Origin of the sequence: Pseudomonas sp. JS3066, assembly GCF_036328175.1 — a bacterium.
Lineage (GTDB): Bacteria > Pseudomonadota > Gammaproteobacteria > Pseudomonadales > Pseudomonadaceae > Metapseudomonas.
Window position 1 is genome coordinate 5,427,597 of sequence record NZ_CP143312.1, and the last position, 16,683, is coordinate 5,444,279.

Consider the following 16,683-nt stretch of genomic DNA (forward strand, 5'->3'; position numbering starts at 1 on the left):
AGCGCGAATCTCGCCGGGCGAGACGTTGCCCGTCGGGCTGTGACGGGGTTGGCTGGACGGTCAGGCGCCGGGGACGAAATGCTTCTGGGCAGTGCCGCGAGCGATCAGTCGGGACAGGTAATCGAGCTTCTGCGGATCACGATCGACGAAGCGGAAGGTCAGCAGCAGCCATTCGCTGTCGGGCTTGGGTTCCAGCGCCGCGACCGAATGCAGGTAGCCGTTGAGCCGCGCCACTTCGCCACCTTCACCCTGCTCCAGGTCGAGCACAGCGCTCTCCAGCACCTGCGGCAGCGGGTCGCCGGCACGAACGACGAGCTGCGCGTCCTTCAGGCTCAAGGCCTTGATCACACATGCCTGCATGCCACCTGGCAGGCGCAGCTGGGCCTGTCCGCGTCCGCCAGGCGCCTGGGCCGCGGTCTTGGCCGATGGAGCCGGTGCGGCAGGCTTGGCCACGGGTGCTGCCGCTGTCGGCGCAGCAGCCGGGCGGACCACCTCGGCCTTGCCACCGGTGAGGGCGGCCAGGGAGTCGTTGGCGAATCCACCTGCATTGGGCAGCTTGACCGGCGCGCTGGACATCAGCGCCTCGAGCTTGCCGCTGCGGCTCAGGGCCTTCTTCACCTTGGTGACCAACTGATCGTTGGAGAAAGGTTTGCCGATGTAATCGGTAACGCCGGCCTGGATGGCCTGGATGACGTTTTCCTTGTCGCCACGGCTGGTAACCATGATGAAGGGCGTGGTCTTCATATGGTCCTGCTCACGGCACCAGGTAAGCAACTCAAGGCCCGACATCTCGGGCATTTCCCAGTCGCAGAGGATCAGGTCGATCGTGGTGCGGGCGAGCATCTGCTGGGCCTTGCGCCCATTGATCGCTTCCTCGATCTGGATGCCAGGAAAGTTGTCGCGCAGTCCCTTCTTCACCAGATCGCGAATAAAGGAAGCATCGTCCACCACCAGCACATTGACCTTGCCCATCGACTACTCCTTGGAAAACGGAGCTAAGAATAGCCTTGGCTGATAGCCAATTGCCAAGCCTGTTTTTGCAGCACGACCAACTGGTCACATCCACCCTGGTGCGGGCGGGCCGCGGCTCTGAGTAGGGTGCGCTATGCGCAGCGGAAACTTTGGTGCGCACAGCGCACCCTACACCCCAGAAGCAGAACGCCCGGCACGAAGCCGGGCGTTCCTGGTACAGGCGGCAGGATCAGCTCTTGGGAGAACCCTCGCCAACACCAGCGCCATTGCCCTTCACTTCCTCGGCCATGCGCGCCAGGCCCAGGTGACGAACGTCGGTGCCGCGCACCAGGTAGATCACCAATTCGGAAATGTTGCGTGCGTGGTCGCCGATACGCTCCAGGGAACGCAGGACCCAGATGACGTTGAGCACGCGGCTGATGGCGCGCGGGTCTTCCATCATGTAGGTGACCAGCTCACGCAGGGCGGTCTTGTATTCGCGGTCGATGTTCTTGTCGTACTGGGCCACCGACAGGGCCAGGTCGGCGTCGAAGCGAGCAAAGGCGTCCAGGGCTTCCTGGACCATCTTGCGCACCTGGTCGCCGATGTGGCGCACCTCGACGTAACCGCGCGGAGCCACACCTTCTTCACAGAGCTGAATAGCGCGACGGGCGATCTTCGAGGCTTCGTCGCCGATACGCTCGAGGTCGATCACCGACTTGGAGATGCTGATGATCAGGCGCAGGTCGGAGGCCGCCGGCTGGCGACGGGCGAGGATGCGCACGCACTCTTCGTCGATGTTGCGTTCCATCTGGTTGATCTGGTCATCGATCTCGCGGACTTGCTGGGCAAGGCCGGAATCGGCGTCGATCAGTGCGGTAACCGCGTCGTTGACTTGCTTCTCGACCAGGCCGCCCATCGCCAGGAGGTGGCTGCGCACTTCCTCCAGTTCGGCGTTGAACTGCTGGGAGATGTGATGGGTAAGGCTGTCTTTGTCGATCATTTTGATGTCCTAGGGAAGGCGTCTGTCCCCCCTCTCCCCTGGGAGAGGGGCCGGGGGTGAGGGAAGTCCGACATGGCTCGAGGCCGCCCTCACCCTAACCCTCTCCCAGCGGGAGAGGGGACGATCCGGGGTTAACCGTAACGGCCGGTGATGTAGTCTTCGGTCTGCTTCTTGTCCGGGTTGGTGAACAGGGTGTCGGTATCGCCGAACTCGATCAGCTTGCCCATGTACATGAACGCGGTGTAGTCGGAAACCCGCGCCGCCTGCTGCATGTTGTGGGTCACGATGACAATGGTGTACTTGTTCTTGAGCTCGTAGATCAGCTCTTCCACCTTCAGGGTGGAGATCGGGTCCAGCGCCGAGCAGGGTTCGTCGAGCAACAGTACCTCGGGCTCCACGGCGATGGTGCGGGCGATCACCAGACGCTGCTGCTGGCCACCGGACAGACCGAGCGCGGATTCGTGCAGGCGGTCCTTCACCTCGTCCCACAGGGCCGCGCCCTTCAGCGCCCACTCCACGGCTTCGTCCAGCACGCGCTTCTTGTTGATGCCCTGGATGCGCAGGCCGTAAACCACGTTCTCGTAGATGCTCTTGGGGAAGGGGTTCGGCTTCTGGAACACCATGCCCACGCGGCGGCGCAGTTCGGCAACATCCTCGCCCTTGCGGTAGATGTTGGTGCCGTCGAGACGGATCTCACCCTCGACGCGGCAGCCATCCACCAGGTCGTTCATGCGGTTGAAGCAACGCAGCAGGGTCGACTTGCCGCAGCCGCTTGGTCCGATGAAGGCGGTCACGCGCTGTTTCGGGATATTCATGCTGACGTCGTGCAGCGCCTGCTTCTCGCCATAGAACAGGGAGAGGCCGGGCACTTCGAGGGCAACGGTTTCCTTGTCCAGGCGCAGGTTCTGCTTGTCGCGGCCAAGGGCGGAAATGTTGACGCCGTGGCTGTGGGTTTCGTGTTGCATGTGTTCACTCCGTTCGTAGCTTCGAGCTACAAGCTGTAAGCCTCAGGCAATGCGGTTCGCGGCGGACGATCAGCTGTCCAGCGCCTTGTATTTCTCGCGCAGGTGGTTACGGATGGCGACGGCCGAGAAGTTCAGCAGGGCGATCACCAGCACCAGCAGCAGCGCGGTGGCATACACCAGCGGCCGCGCGGCCTCGACGTTCGGGCTCTGGAAGCCGACGTCATAGATGTGGAAGCCCAGGTGCATGATCTTCTGGTCCAGGTGCAGGTACGGGTAGTTACCGTCCACCGGCAGGCTGGGCGCCAGTTTCACCACGCCCACCAGCATCAGCGGCGCCACTTCACCCGCGGCACGGGCCACGGCGAGGATCAGGCCGGTCATCATGGCCGGGCTGGCCATGGGCAGGACCACCTTCCACAGGGTTTCGGCCTTGGTCGCTCCAAGGGCCAGGGACCCCTCACGCACGGCACGCGGGATACGCGCCAGGCCTTCTTCGGTGGCGACGATCACCACCGGCACGGCAAGGATCGCCAGCGTCAGGGACGCCCAGAGCAGCCCCGGCGTACCGAAGGTCGGCGCCGGAGCGGATTCAGGGAAGAACAGGCGGTCGAGGGAGCCACCCAGCACATAGACGAAGAAGCCCAGGCCGAACACGCCGTAGACGATGGCCGGAACGCCCGCCAGGTTGTTCACCGCAATGCGGATCACGCGGGTCAGCGGGCCCTGCTTGGCGTACTCGCGCAGGTAGATGGCGGCGATCACACCAAAGGGCGTAACGATCACGGCCATGATCAGGGTCATCATCACGGTGCCGAAGATGGCCGGGAAGATACCGCCTTCGGTGTTGGCTTCACGCGGGTCGTCGGCAAGGAATTCCCACAGCTTGGCGAAGTAGAAGCCGAGCTTGGCACCCACGCCCATGGCGTTGGGCTGGTAGGCGTGAACCACCTTGCCGAGGCTGATTTCCTGTTCCTGGCCGCCGGACTCACGGACCACGACGCTGTCGCGGTTGAATTCCTGGTGCAGGCCCATCAGCTGCTCTTCCAGGCCCTTGTAACGCGTCTCCAGCTCGGCGCGCTCGCTGGCGATGTCGGCCTGGGCCTCAGGGGTCAGGGCGTCATTCAGTTCCAGCTTGCGGGTCTGCAGGCGCAGGCGCTCCAGGCCATGGTTGATGGCGCCGATGTCCTTCTTCTCCAGCTGGTAGAGCTTGTCGTAGAGGGCATTCACGCGCTCCAGGCGCTTCAACAGCTCGGCCATGGCGGCCTCGCCTTCGGCCACTACCTGGCCGTTTTCCTTCACCGATACGAGGCGGCCGTAGAAATTGCCCCACTCGCGGCGCTCCAGCGCCACCAGCTCGGCCGGATACTTCTGGTCCAGCAGCCAGTCACCTACGACCCAGGTGAAGTCGCTGCCATAGACGTCACGGTTGCCCACCTTGAGCAGCTCGCGGGTCATGAACTCCGGGCCGGTTTCCGGCACGGGCAGGCCGGCGCCTTGCAGGCGCACACGGGATACTTCCTCGATCTGTACCGCTTCGCCGATCACCGGCTTGGCTGCCTGGCCGGGCACGGAGTACTGCGCCTCCACCAGATCGGCCGGCCAGAAGTGGGCGAGGCCACGCACGGCGATCACCGAAAGCAGGCCGATGGTCATGATGACCGCGATGGAAACCGCGCCACCACTTATCCAGACGCCCGGTGCGCCACTTTTGAACCAGTCTTTCAGGGAAACCTTTTTCACGGATTTCTCCACCGCGTGAGTCTTTCAGTTCCTCCCGCCAGGGGCCGGAGGCTTCGTGTCATTTACCCCCTCTCCCTGAAGGGAGAGGGTCAGCAGATGCGCCTCTACGAGGCGCGCTTTTAAAGAGACGCGTACTTCTTGCGCAGTCGCTGGCGGATCAGCTCAGCCAGGGTGTTCATGACGAAGGTGAACGTCAGCAGCACCAGCGCCGAGAGGAACAGCACCCGGTAGTGGCTGCCGCCCACTTCCGACTCCGGCATTTCCACAGCCACGTTGGCGGCCAGGGTGCGCATGCCTTCGAAGATGTTCACTTCCATTACCGGGGTATTACCGGTGGCCATCAGCACGATCATGGTCTCGCCCACGGCGCGGCCGAGGCCGATCATCAGGGCGGAGAAGATGCCGGGGCTGGCGGTCAGCAGTACAACGCGGGTCATGGTCTGCCACGGCGTAGCGCCCAGGGCCAGGGAGCCGTAGGTCAGGCTCCTGGGTACGCTGAACACGGCGTCTTCGGCGATGGAGAAGATGTTCGGGATCACCGCGAAGCCCATGGCCAGGCCGACGATCAGGGCGTTGCGCTGGTCGTAGGTAATGCCCAGGTCATTGCTGATCCACAGGCGCATGTCGCCACCGAAGAACCAGTTTTCCAGCAGCGGGCTCATGCCCAGGGCAAACCAGGCGGTGAGGCCGACCACCGGGATCAGGATGGCCGCTTCCCAGCCGTCCGGCACTCGCAGGCGGATGGACTCCGGCAGGCGGCTCCAGATGAAGCCGGCCAGCAGGATGCCAAAGGGTGTCAGCAGCAGCAGGCTGAAGATGCCGGGCAGGTGGCCTTCCACGTAGGGTGCCAGGAACAGGCCGGCGAAGAAGCCCAGGATCACGGTGGGCAGCGCTTCCATCAGCTCGATCACCGGCTTGACCTTGCGGCGCATTGCCGGGGCCATGAAGTAGGCGGTGTAGATCGCAGCGGCGATGGCCAGCGGAGCGGCCAGCAGCATGGCGTAGAAGGCCGCCTTGAGGGTGCCCCAGGTCAGCGGTGCGAGGCTCAGCTTGGGTTCGAAATCGGTGTTGGCCGCGGTCGACTGCCAGACGTACTTCGGCTCGTCATAGCTCTCGTACCAGACCTTGCCCCACAGCGCGCTCCAGGAGACTTCCGGGTGCGGGTTGCTGAGGCGGAACGGCAGCAGCTTGCCACCTTCTTCAACCACGATGCGGTTGGCGCGTGGCGACAGGGCCAGCATGCCGGTGCTATCGGCAACCGGTTCCACCAGCAGGGTGCGGTGGGCGGTGCTGTGGAACACACCGAGGTGGCCGGTGGCATCCAGCGCGACGAAGCCCTTGCGGCGCTCTTCAGCGGTGATCTGCACCACCGGGCTGGTCCCCAGCTGGAAGTCACGGATGTGCTTCAGGCGCGAGGAACCGTCCGGATCGCGGGCCATGAACCACTGGGCGATGCCGCCCTTGGAATCACCCACCATCAAAGAGATGCCGCCCAACAGCATGTTGCTGGCGGTGACCTCGCGCTCGCCGTCTTCCAGCAGCTTGTAGCGGCCGTTCAGGGCATGCTCGCGCAGGCTGAAGACGTCGGCCTGGGCACGCCCGTTGAGCACATAGAGCCACTGGTGGCGCGGATCGATGTAGATCGCCTTGATCGGTTCGACCATCTGCGGCAGCTCGACACTGCTCTGCTCCTGGGTGGTCTCACCGGTCAGCATGTTCTCTTCGCTGACTACCTGCTGCACGTGCAACTGGTTGCCGGTGGAGCCGGCCAGGATCAGCGTCTCGTCATTGATGCTGAGGGCGACGTGTTCGATCGCGCGGCCCTGGGCATCCAGCACCATGGGTGCTTCGCCGTAGGGGAAGCTGACAAGGGGCTCGATGGTCTTCTGGTTGTCCGGGTAGGTGATCTTGTAGCTGTGCTTGAAGATCAGCGCCTGGCCGTTGGACAGGCCCAGCACCACCAGCGGGCTACCGGGCTGGTCCTGGCCGATGGATACCACGCTGGCTCCCGTCGGCAGCGGCAATTGCTGGCGCTTGAGCGCGCTGCCGTCCTTGACCGAGAAGAACTGCACCTCGCCCTTGTCGGCAACGCGCATGCCGACCATGTTCTGCTCTTCCAGGGCCAGCAACAGGGGCTTGCCAGCATCCTGCTGCAACCAGGCGGGGCTCTGTTCCTTGCGCGCGGTCAGTTCCGCGCCCTTGAACAGCGGCAGCACCACATAGGCCAGGTAGAAGAAGATCAGGGTAATGGCGCCCAGTACGGCAAGGCCACCGACCAGCACGTACCAGTGGGTCAGGCGATCCTTCAGCGCACGCATCTTGCGCTTGCGCACCAGCGCAGGCGTATTGAAGTCGATGCGGGCGGGCGGGTTCTTCGGAGTATTCAGGGAGTTGGCCAGGTCAGTCATGGATTCGGGCTCTTGCCACAGTCAGCGCGCGCAGGCTTTTACGATGGGGGCACAGACTACGGGCTTCGTGTGACAGAAAGATTACAGCGAGTTGACGTGGCGAAGCCCACCCGGAGGAATCCTCGGGCGGGCTTCTGCGACGGGGGTCTCCCGTCGCCCTTGCGTCCTTGCGGAGCGGCACGCATGAGGCGGCCGCTCCCTTATCCGGTCTGGATTACAGACCCAGATCTTTCAGTGCTTTCTCGGCAACCTTGGCCGGGACAGGGATGTAACCGTCCTTGACCACGACTTCCTGACCTTGCTTGGACAGAACCATCTTCACGAACTCGGCTTCCAGCGGAGCCAGCGGCTTGTTCGGCGCCTTGTTCACGTAGACGTACAGGAAGCGGGACAGCGGGTAGCTGCCGTTCAGGGCGTTCTGCTCGTTGTCTTCAACGAACTCGCCACCTTCTTTCTTGGCCAGGGCAACAGTCTTCACGCTGGAAGTCTTGTAGCCGATACCCGAGTAACCGATGCCGTTGACGGATTGGCTGATGGACTGAACCACCGAAGCGGAACCCGGTTGTTCGTTCACGTTCGGTTTGAAGTCGCCTTTGCACAGGGCTTCTTCCTTGAAGTAGCCGTAGGTGCCGGATACCGAGTTACGGCCGAACAGCTGGATCGGCTTGGAAGCCAGGTCGCCGGTCACGCCCAGGTCACCCCAGGTCTTGATGTTGGTGGTGCCACCGCACAGGCGGTTGGCGGAGAAGATCGCATCGACCTGCTGCATGGTCAGGCCTTTGATCGGGTTGTCCTTGTGCACGAAGATCGCCAGGGCGTCGACGGCAACCGGAACAGCCGTCGGCTTGTAGCCGTACTTCTGCTCGAAAGCCTGCAGCTCGACGTCTTTCATCTTGCGGCTCATCGGGCCCAGGTTGGCGGTGCCTTCGGTCAGAGCCGGCGGCGCGGTGGAGGAACCGGCGGCCTGGATCTGGATGTTCACGTTCGGGTACTCGCGCTTGTACGCCTCGGCCCACAGGGTCATCAGGTTGGCCAGGGTGTCGGAACCAACGCTGGAGAGGTTGCCGGAGACACCAGTGGTTTTCTGGTAGGCCGGGATAGCCGGATCGACAGCGGCGACCGCGCTGGCGGTAGCGACGCCGGCGGCGACGAAGGTCAGGGCCGCCATCAAACGCTTCAGTTTCATGCCTTGCTCCTAAGCAGGACGAGGGGGTGAATGCAACGGGGGCCAGTATCGAGAGGCCGTATGACCACTCTATGAATTGATTGTGACAATTGGATGAAAGGCCACCATCCGCTGTCCAACGGAAAATCACGCCCCGTGAATCGTCCGGAGACCCCCACATGAAGCCCCATCCCCTGCTGCCTATCGCCGTTCTGGCCCTCTGCACCGCCTGCAGTGAAATGGCCGCATTGACGGTCGAGGACGGCACCGGTCCCAACCCGCAGCTGCCTGCGCCGAACAGGACGTTCATCCCCACCGTCAATGTTGCGACCGCCGTGGGCTGGCCCGCCGGGACCCTGCCCGTGGCCACCAAGGGCACCCAGGTCAATGCCTTCGCTGAAGGCTTGCAGCATCCGCGCTGGCTCTACGTATTGCCCAATGGTGACGTACTGGTGGCCGAGAGCGCGGCACCCGGCACGGACAAGGCGCCAAGCCTCAAGAGCCGGGCAGCAAGCTGGTTCATGAAGAAAGCGGGCTCCCAGGTACCCAGCGCCAACCGCATATCCCTGCTGCGCGACATCAACGGCGACGGTGTGGCCGACCTGCGCAGCACCTTCCTCAGCGGCCTCAACTCGCCCTTCGGCATGGTGCTGGTGGGCAAGGACCTCTATGTCGCCAACGCCGATTCCCTGATGCGCTTCCCCTATGAAAAGGGCGCCACCGAGATCAGCGAGACGGGTACCAAGGTCACTGACCTTCCCGCCGGCCTGAACCACCACTGGACCAAGAACGTCATCGCCAGCCGTGACGGCCGCAAGCTCTACATAACGGTGGGCTCCAACAGCAACGTTGGCGAGAACGGCATGGAGGCCGAAGAAGGCCGCGCCGCCATCTGGGAACTGGACCGTGCCAGCGGCAACAAACGCCTCTTCGCCACTGGCCTGCGCAACCCCAACGGCATGGCCTGGGAACCACAAACCGGCAAGTTGTGGACGGCCGTGAACGAGCGCGATGAGCTGGGCAGCGACCTGGTGCCGGACTACATCACCTCGGTCAAGGACGGCGGCTTCTACGGCTGGCCCTACAGCTACTATGGCCAGCATGTGGACGAGCGCATCCAGCCGCAACGCCCGGATCTGGTGGCCAAGGCCCTGGTTCCCGACTACGCCCTGGGCCCGCACACCGCCTCACTCGGCATCACCTTCGCCAAGGGCAGCAAGCTGCCGGGCTTCCAGAACGGCCTGTTCGTCGGCCAGCACGGCTCCTGGAACCGCAAGCCCCACAGTGGCTACAAGGTGATCTTCGTGCCGTTCAAGGGTGGCAAGCCCAATGGCCTGCCAGTGGACGTACTGACCGGCTTCCTCGACGACAAAGGCAATGCCCAGGGTCGCCCGGTGGACGTCAAGCTCGACAGCAAGGGCGCCCTGCTGGTGACAGACGACGTGGGCAACAAGGTCTGGCGGGTGAGTGCGACGAAGAAGAAATGAGCCACTCCCGGCATTGTATTTCGATGGGGTTCGCGGGCTCTACCCACTCCATGGAGCTGATCTGGCACTCAGAGCCTTTTCACGAGCTTGCGAGCTAGCGCCATGCAAGGCAAAAGCAGTCAAGGACGCGCAGTTTACAGCTGTAAATGAGCAGTCCGAGCCTGCTTTTAACGCAACAGGACCGACGCGCCGCTAATCGTGAACAGGCTCTCAGCGCTTCTTCGCGATCAGGAACACCCCGATCAGCATCGCCACGCCACACAGGGCTCCCACGTAATAGGCCGGGCCGAGCTTGTCCCACTTCAGCAGCAGCGACACCACCATGGGCGTCAGGCCGCCAAAGATGGCGTAGGCCAGGTTGTAGGAGAACGACAGCCCGGAGAAGCGCACCACCGCCGGGAAAGCCTTGACCATTACGTAGGGCACGACGCCGATGGTGCCTACGAACAGCCCGGTAATGGCGTAGAGCGGGAACAGCCAGTCCGGATGAGCCGTGAGGCTGGTGTAGAAGGTCCAGGAGCTGATGGCCAGCATCAGGCCACCCACCAGGAAAGTACGCCCGGCGCCGATGCGGTCGGCGATCGCACCCGACAGCACACAGCCGATGGACAGCAACACGATGGCCAGGCTGTTGGCCTTCAACGCAGTGGCTGCCTCGAAGCCGTAAACGGTCTGCAGCAGGGTCGGAGTCATCAGGATCACGACCACGATGGCAGCGGACAGCACCCAGGTCAGCAGCATGGACAGCACCACGGCCCCACGGTGCTCGCGCAGCACGGTCTTCAGCGGTACTTCCGCCGCCAGCGCCTTGCGTTGCTGCATCTCTGCGAAGACCGGGGTTTCATGCAGCCAGCGGCGCAGGTACATGGCGAACAGGCCGAATACCCCACCCACCAGGAAAGGCAGGCGCCACGCCCAGTCCAGTACCTCGGCCGGGGTGTAGATGCTGTTGATCAGGGTAGCCATCAGCGAACCCAGCAGGATGCCAGCGGTTAGGCCCGAAGTCAGGGTGCCGCAGGCGTAACCCACATGGCGCACGGGCACGTGCTCAGCGACGAACACCCAGGCGCCCGGCACCTCGCCACCGATGGCCGCCCCCTGCACCACGCGCATCAGCAGCAGCGCCAGGGGCGCCCAGATGCCGATCTGCTCATAGGTGGGCAACAGACCCATCACCAGGGTCGGGATCGCCATCAGGAAGATGCTCAGGGTGAACATGCGCTTGCGGCCCAGAAGGTCGCCGAAGTGCGCCATGACGATGCCGCCCAGTGGGCGCGCCAGGTAGCCGGCGGCGAAAATGCCGAAAGTCTGCATCTGGCGCAGCCATTCCGGCATTTCAGCGGGGAAGAACAGCTTGCCCACCACCGCAGCGAAGAACACGAAAATGATGAAATCGTAGAACTCGAGGGCGCCGCCGAGGGCGGAGAGCGACAGGGTCTTGTAATCGCTGCGGGTCAGCGGGCGCGAGGCGGGCGCCTCGGGGGCAAGCACGGAAGACATGGGGTGGAATTCTCGTCTGGGGGTGCGGGCGCTCTCCGCTACTTGGGCGGAAAATCGCCTGGCAACATATCAAAAAGCGTCAAATGTACACAGTCTCAGCCACAAAACCGCCTCTAACCCGCGACAGCGGTCGTCTGGCGCCATTCCGTGGCTATATACTGCGCGCAGTTCAGCGCAGGTCGGCATGCAGTGGGTCGGCGGCGCACAGGGAAGGTAGGGGGTAACGTCCCTTCCAGGCATTGGCGCCACACACACGAAACAGGCTATTCCGGCATGATCGATATCGAAGAAGAAGAGAACCTTACCCCGCAAGGCGACCTCGCCCTGCAGATCACCGCGCTCCCGCGTGAAACCAACGGTTTCGGCGACATCTACGGCGGCTGGCTGGTTTCCCAGATGGACCTGGCGGGTACTGCCATGGCCAGCAAGGTGGCCGCAGGCCGCGTGGCCACCGTGGCCATCGACCGCATGGCCTTCCTGGTCCCGGTAGCCGTGGGCGCCCAGCTCTCCTTCTATACCCAGACGCTGGAGATCGGCCGCAGCTCGATCCAGATGCTGGTGGAAGTCTGGAGCGACGACCCGCTTTCCAGCGAATGGCGCAAGGTCACCGAAGCGGTGTTCGTCTTCGTCGCCATCGATGGTAGCGGCCGCACCCGTCCAGTCCCGCCGCGCCGGGGCTGACTGCAAACACAGGAAGGGCCGCAACAGCGGCCCTTTTTCATGGGCGGCCCCATGGTTTGCTCATGACGACCCTGTGGGAGCGAATTCATTCGCGATTGAAATCGCCCCCAAAGCAAGCCAGCGGAGTCGACCCGACACCAATGGTGGACCGATGATGCGTGGCCCACCCTGCAAACCAGCCTTCATTCCAGCCGCAAGGCATCCACCGGATGCAGCCGCGCCGCGCGTCGGGCCGGCGCGATTCCAGCACCAATGCCGACGAGCGCCGACAACAACAGCGCCAGCAGCACCAGCGACAGGTCCAGACTCAGCGGCAGACCCGGCACCGTCCAGTGCAGCATGCCCACCAGCAGGAAGACCATCACCAGCCCCAACAGTCCACCCAGCAGCGAAAGCAGCGTCGCCTCGGTGAGGAACAGCGCCAGCACCTGGCGCGGCGCCGCGCCAATGGCCCGCAGCAGGCCGATTTCAGCCGTTCGTTCCTCGACCGTGGTGGTCATGATGGTGAGGATGCCCACCGCACCCACCAGAAGGGATACGCCGCCAAGGGCCGCGATGCCCAGGGTCAGGGTGGCGAGGATGCGATTCAGGCTACCCAGCAGATCGCCCTGTGAAGTCATGCGGAAATCCTCGCGGCCGTGTCGCTCCACCAGCAATCGGCGCACATCCTCGGCAAAGGCTTCAGCGGGAGCGCTGTCCTCGAACAACACGTGAACCTTCACCAGCCCCTCGCGATTGAACAGGAACTCCGCCCAGTCCACCGGGATGTAGGCGATGTCATCGAGATCGAAGCCCAGCAGGTTGCCCTTGCTCGCCATGACACCGATGACCCGGAAACTCATACCGCCCACCCGCACCCGCTGGCCCACCGGGCTGGCGCTCCCGAACAACTCCGTCGACAACTTCGCCCCCAGCACGAGATACGGCGGCGTACGGCCATCCCGCGAGGGTGGCAGGAAACTCCCTGCGGCCATCTGTACCCGCCAGGCGTCCGCCAACTGCGAACCCGTACCGAGGATATCCACACGTCGCTGCCGGCCGCCCGCCTGGATGTCGCCGTTACCCTGGATGATCGGCACCACGGCTTCGGCATGGGGCAGCCGTCCCAGGGCATCCGCATCGGCGATGGTCAGGGGACGGGCGCTGGCGAGAATCCCGCCGATACCGCCAGTGGGCAATGTGCCGGGGCGGACCGTGACAACCCGCGTGCCGAACTGCGCGAAACTGTCCAGCACGCGATTGCGCAAACCCTCTCCCATGGCCGTGAGCAGCGCCACGGCGGCGATGCCGATGGCCACGCCGAGCAGGGTCAGCAGGCTGCGCAGCGGTTGGCTGAACAGGGACGAGCTGCACAGGTCGAGGCTGTCGCGCCAGCGCATCAGTGGCTGCCTTGCGGGCGCAAGGCCTGCACCGGCACCTGCGCAGCGGCGTGGCTGGCCGGCAGCCAGGCGAACAGCACGGCAGCCGCCAGCGCCAGCGACGGCGCGCCCAGCCGCGCCCACCAGGGCGCATACAGTGGCAAGCCACTAGCCAGGCGTCCGATCCAGAGCAATAGCTCGCCAAGTGCCAGACCCATCGTGGCGCCCAGCAGCGCCAGCAGGGCAGCTTCGCCGAGGAACAACAGACGCACCTGATCGGAGCTGGCGCCCACAGCCTTGAGCAGGCCAATCTCGGCGGTTCGTTGCAGGACGGCGATCCAGGTGACGTTCATGATCAGGATGCCGGCGACGAGCAAGCTGATGGCGGCGATGCCGGCCAGCGCCAATGTCAGGCCGCCGAGGATGCTATCGAAGGCGGCAAGCATGGAGTCCTGGCTGAGCAGGGTGACGTCTTCCTCACCCTGGTGACGTTCCTTCAGGGTCGCCAGCACCTGGCGCCTGGCGCTGTCGAGGTAGCTGGGGCCACGAGCCTCGACGAAGACACGGAACAACCCTTCACGGTCGAACAGCGCCTCTGCGCTGGTCACAGGCACGATCAGCGCTTCGGAAAAGTCCATCCCAAGGGATTCGCCGCGCTCGTCCAGCACGCCGATCACCCGGAAACGCCGGTCGCCCGCCCGCAGCCACTGCCCCAGTGCCGGGGCAGTGCCGAACAGCTCGGTGCGCAGGCGACTGCCAATCACACAGACTTCATCAGCCTGCCCCGGCTCCAGGTCCGGCAGTGCCACGCCCTGGGCAAGGCGCAATTGGCGAATGGCGAAGAATGCGCGGGTAGTTCCAAGGGTGAGCGCCTCGCGATTGCGGTTGTCGCGGCTGACTTCCACTTGCCCGGCATGCAGCGGCGCCACCTGGCGCACCGACGGAAGCCGCTGGAGGGAAACCGCGTCCGCCTGGGTCAGCGGCCGAGGTGCCATGCCGGTGATGGGCGGCATGCCGCCCGTGGTTTCATTGCGCCCCGGAAGAACGATGAGGATGTCCCGCCCGAGCAGCGAGAATTCACCCAGCACGTAGGTCCGCGCGCCCTCCCCCAACCCACCCAGCAGGGTCACGAAGAAAACGCCCACGGCCATCGCCAGCAGCAACATGACACTGCGCGAGCCGTGCCCGCGCATGGCGCCCAGCCAGAATCGGCAGGCGTCCAGCGGCTCCATCAGGCAAACGCTCCCTGGTGCCGGTCACTGAGGATGCAGCCGTCACGCATCTGGATCTGGCGATGGGCGCGTGCAGCGTGCTGCGCGTCGTGGGTCACCAGGATCAGCGTCAGGCCGTCGGCATTCAGCTCTTCAAGCAGGGCCACCACCTCGGCGCCGGATTGGCTGTCGAGATTCCCGGTGGGTTCGTCCGCCAACAACAGGCGCGGCCGCATCACCATGGCGCGAGCGATGGCCACCCGCTGGCGCTGGCCGCCGGACAATTCGGCGGGATGATGGCGCAAGCGTTCGGCGAGCCCCAGACGCTCGGCCAATTGCAGGCTGCGGCGACGACGCTCGCAAGGCTCGATACCGGCCAGCAGCATGGGCAACTCGATGTTCTCCAGCGCGGTCAGGCGCGGGATGAGGTGGAAAGACTGGAAGACGAAGCCAATCAGCCGGCTGCGCAACGCCGCGCGGCGATCCTCACGCAGGCAGGCGGTGGCCTCTTCATCCAGCCAGAACTCACCGCTGTCGGGGGCATCCAGCAAGCCGAGGATATTCAACAGGGTCGATTTGCCCGAGCCGGAGGCACCGGTGATCGCCAGGTACTCGCCGTCGGCCACTTCCAGGCTCAGTTGATCAAGGCCGCGTACGCGCTGCTCGCCGAGCTGGAAGCAGCGACTGACCTGGTGCATGAGGATCATCGCGCCGCCCCCCCGACTTCGCCGCTTGGGCTGACCACGCTACCGTCGGCAAGACCCTCCTGCTGCAGGCTGGGCAGGATGCGGTCACCCGGAGCCAGGCCGCCCTTCACTTCGCTCCAGCGCCAGTTGGCCAGGCCAATTTCCACCTTCTGCTCGCGCAGGTGCCCATTGTTCGGGTCGTAACGCAGCACCTTGCCGCCCTCCAGCAGGCTTTCCGTTGGCACTCGCAGGGTTTGCTCGCGCTGTGCCAGGAGGATTTCCACATCGGCGCTGTAGCCGCTGAGCAGAAGCAGGTCTGCCGGCACTCGCTCGAATGTGACTTCCACATCCACCGTTCGCGCCTGCTTTTCCAGCTCACGAACGAAGGGCGCGATTCGGCTCACACGTCCTTCGAAGCTCTGCCCGCGGAAGGCATCGAGGGTGATGCGCACTGGCATGCCTGGGCGCACCAGCGCTGCGTCCACTTCGTCTATGGGCGCTTCGACGTAAAGGCACTGGTCATCTATCAGGTCAACCGCCGGCGGTGTCGGGATACCCGGCGGCGAGGGCGTCACCACCTCACCCAGTTCGCCGTTGATCTCCGCCACGATGCCGGAGAAGGGCGCGCGCAGGGTGGCCTGGTCGAGCTGCGCCATTTGCAGGTCGAGGCTGGCGGCGGCTTCGCGGATTTTCGCCTCGCCACCACTGCACAGGAGCTGGGACAGCCGGGCGCGGGTGACGCTCTGGTCCAGCAGGTCTTCAGAGGCCAGCTTGCGCTCGGCCAGACGTTCGAGCCGGTTCTGGTCGCGCTGGTCCTGGCTGGCCTGTCGGCAGCTCTGCTCGCGCAGGTTGCGCTGGGCATCGAGCCGCGCACGGGCCTCTTCCACCCTTGCCAAAAGGTCATCCTGGCGCAGCCGCATCAGCACATCGCCGGCCTGCACACGTTGCCCGGCGTGGATCAGCAATTCGCTGACCTGGCCGCCGGTCTTGAATGACAGGTGCGCACGCCGACACGCCTTCACTGTCCCCGCCCGGGTATTGGCCACCAGGGTTTCCACGTCTCCCTTGGCCACCTCCACCAGCTGCACCGGCACAGGTTCGGGCCGCGCCCAAAACCCCAGCAGCATCGCCAGAGAGGCAAAAATGGGAATAATTATCAGTAGCTTGCGCATGGTATCGGCTCCACTTGCGAGCGGGTAAGCAGAGTCTAGGTGCGCCGCCGACAGCCCTTTTCAGCACCAGCGTGCCGACATTCCCCGGCCCTGGGGACAGGACCGCTCATAAATGAAGGCCTTAGCAGCAGAATGCCCAAGCCCTTGCAGTCCGGGGCCTCTGACCATCAATGTCAAAATGCCGACAAATGGATAGACACTTGCAGATAGAGAATGAGAACGCGTCAAAATAAGGTCATTCTCAACCTGGACGCGCTGCTTCTGGTCGAATCCCGAGAAAGCCCTTGCCGCCTCTGCCAAGCTGATTGGAAATAGCAAATGGCGCCTCGGCGGCCCGACAGCACAGCAAGTGGAGA

13 protein-coding genes are annotated in these 16,683 nt (G+C 64.2%); 2 read left to right on the forward strand and 11 right to left on the reverse strand.

All coding sequences use genetic code 11. The annotated features are described in order from the left end of the window. Positions 1 to 60: 60 nt before the first annotated feature. The 6 genes from SA496_RS25490 to SA496_RS25515 all read right to left on the reverse strand — a co-directional run bounded on the left by SA496_RS25490 (position 61) and on the right by SA496_RS25515 (position 8,253). Positions 61 to 972: a response regulator gene (locus SA496_RS25490; RefSeq protein WP_120653912.1), complete on the reverse strand. Its 912-nt coding sequence runs from the start codon at positions 970 to 972 to the stop codon at positions 61 to 63. Positions 973 to 1,201: 229 nt separating this feature from the next. Next, complete coding sequence (gene phoU / locus SA496_RS25495; RefSeq protein WP_120653911.1) at positions 1,202 to 1,954, reverse strand: phosphate signaling complex protein PhoU; 753 nt, start codon at positions 1,952 to 1,954, stop codon at positions 1,202 to 1,204. Positions 1,955 to 2,085: 131 nt separating this feature from the next. Then, a complete protein-coding gene (gene pstB, locus SA496_RS25500) occupies positions 2,086 to 2,919 on the reverse strand; it encodes a phosphate ABC transporter ATP-binding protein PstB (protein WP_120653910.1) in 834 nt (277 codons plus the stop codon). 69 nt (positions 2,920 to 2,988) lie between these two features. Continuing rightward, positions 2,989 to 4,659: a phosphate ABC transporter permease PstA gene (gene pstA, locus SA496_RS25505; RefSeq protein ID WP_120653909.1), complete on the reverse strand. Its 1,671-nt coding sequence runs from the start codon at positions 4,657 to 4,659 to the stop codon at positions 2,989 to 2,991. Positions 4,660 to 4,778: 119 nt separating this feature from the next. Next, complete coding sequence (locus SA496_RS25510) at positions 4,779 to 6,764, reverse strand: ABC transporter permease subunit (RefSeq protein WP_174235608.1); 1,986 nt, start codon at positions 6,762 to 6,764, stop codon at positions 4,779 to 4,781. A 517-nt stretch (positions 6,765 to 7,281) separates the two neighbouring features. Next, positions 7,282 to 8,253 carry a phosphate ABC transporter substrate-binding protein PstS family protein gene (locus tag SA496_RS25515; protein ID WP_120653907.1) on the reverse strand — a complete coding sequence of 324 codons (972 nt, stop codon included), beginning with the start codon at positions 8,251 to 8,253 and terminating at the stop codon, positions 7,282 to 7,284. 158 nt (positions 8,254 to 8,411) lie between these two features. On the opposite strand from SA496_RS25515, the gene SA496_RS25520 reads away from it, so the two are divergent. After that, positions 8,412 to 9,719: a PQQ-dependent sugar dehydrogenase gene (locus SA496_RS25520; protein ID WP_330114670.1), complete on the forward strand. Its 1,308-nt coding sequence runs from the start codon at positions 8,412 to 8,414 to the stop codon at positions 9,717 to 9,719. 210 nt (positions 9,720 to 9,929) lie between these two features. Here SA496_RS25520 and SA496_RS25525 read toward each other — a convergent pair whose 3' ends face one another. Next, positions 9,930 to 11,219 carry an MFS transporter gene (locus SA496_RS25525; protein ID WP_153919131.1) on the reverse strand — a complete coding sequence of 430 codons (1,290 nt, stop codon included), beginning with the start codon at positions 11,217 to 11,219 and terminating at the stop codon, positions 9,930 to 9,932. Positions 11,220 to 11,492: 273 nt separating this feature from the next. Here SA496_RS25525 and SA496_RS25530 point away from each other — a divergent pair, with 273 nt between their 5' ends. Further along, positions 11,493 to 11,900 (forward strand): acyl-CoA thioesterase, encoded by a 408-nt coding sequence (locus tag SA496_RS25530; protein WP_120653904.1) that lies wholly within the window; start codon positions 11,493 to 11,495, stop codon positions 11,898 to 11,900. A gap of 182 nt (positions 11,901 to 12,082) precedes the next feature. Here SA496_RS25530 and SA496_RS25535 read toward each other — a convergent pair whose 3' ends face one another. The 4 genes from SA496_RS25535 to SA496_RS25550 are packed head-to-tail and all read right to left on the reverse strand — an operon-like array spanning position 12,083 to position 16,327. Next, entirely contained in the window at positions 12,083 to 13,279 is a 1,197-nt protein-coding gene (locus SA496_RS25535; RefSeq protein ID WP_120653903.1) for an ABC transporter permease, read from the reverse strand. Continuing rightward, positions 13,279 to 14,490 carry an ABC transporter permease gene (locus SA496_RS25540; protein WP_120653902.1) on the reverse strand — a complete coding sequence of 404 codons (1,212 nt, stop codon included), beginning with the start codon at positions 14,488 to 14,490 and terminating at the stop codon, positions 13,279 to 13,281. Before SA496_RS25540 ends, SA496_RS25535 begins: the two co-directional genes overlap by 1 nt. Further along, on the reverse strand, positions 14,490 to 15,176 hold the full coding sequence (locus tag SA496_RS25545) for an ABC transporter ATP-binding protein (RefSeq protein WP_120653901.1): 687 nt from the start codon (positions 15,174 to 15,176) through the stop codon (positions 14,490 to 14,492). The genes SA496_RS25540 and SA496_RS25545 overlap by 1 nt, the downstream gene beginning before the upstream one ends. Beyond that, entirely contained in the window at positions 15,173 to 16,327 is a 1,155-nt protein-coding gene (locus tag SA496_RS25550; protein WP_153919137.1) for an efflux RND transporter periplasmic adaptor subunit, read from the reverse strand. Before SA496_RS25550 ends, SA496_RS25545 begins: the two co-directional genes overlap by 4 nt. Between the last annotated feature and the right edge of the window lie 356 nt (positions 16,328 to 16,683).

Coding starts and splice junctions, on each gene's coding strand:
- SA496_RS25490 (WP_120653912.1), bottom strand. CDS start 972: ATGGGCAAGGTCAATGTGCTGGTGGTGGACGATGCTTCCTTTATTCGC.
- phoU (WP_120653911.1), bottom strand. CDS start 1,954: ATGATCGACAAAGACAGCCTTACCCATCACATCTCCCAGCAGTTCAAC.
- pstB (WP_120653910.1), bottom strand. CDS start 2,919: ATGCAACACGAAACCCACAGCCACGGCGTCAACATTTCCGCCCTTGGC.
- SA496_RS25510 (WP_174235608.1), bottom strand. CDS start 6,764: ATGGTCGGCATGCGCGTTGCCGACAAGGGCGAGGTGCAGTTCTTCTCG.
- SA496_RS25515 (WP_120653907.1), bottom strand. CDS start 8,253: ATGAAACTGAAGCGTTTGATGGCGGCCCTGACCTTCGTCGCCGCCGGC.
- SA496_RS25520 (WP_330114670.1), top strand. CDS start 8,412: ATGAAGCCCCATCCCCTGCTGCCTATCGCCGTTCTGGCCCTCTGCACC.
- SA496_RS25525 (WP_153919131.1), bottom strand. CDS start 11,219: ATGTCTTCCGTGCTTGCCCCCGAGGCGCCCGCCTCGCGCCCGCTGACC.
- SA496_RS25530 (WP_120653904.1), top strand. CDS start 11,493: ATGATCGATATCGAAGAAGAAGAGAACCTTACCCCGCAAGGCGACCTC.
- SA496_RS25535 (WP_120653903.1), bottom strand. CDS start 13,279: ATGCGCTGGCGCGACAGCCTCGACCTGTGCAGCTCGTCCCTGTTCAGC.
- SA496_RS25540 (WP_120653902.1), bottom strand. CDS start 14,490: ATGGAGCCGCTGGACGCCTGCCGATTCTGGCTGGGCGCCATGCGCGGG.
- SA496_RS25545 (WP_120653901.1), bottom strand. CDS start 15,176: ATGATCCTCATGCACCAGGTCAGTCGCTGCTTCCAGCTCGGCGAGCAG.
- SA496_RS25550 (WP_153919137.1), bottom strand. CDS start 16,327: ATGCGCAAGCTACTGATAATTATTCCCATTTTTGCCTCTCTGGCGATG.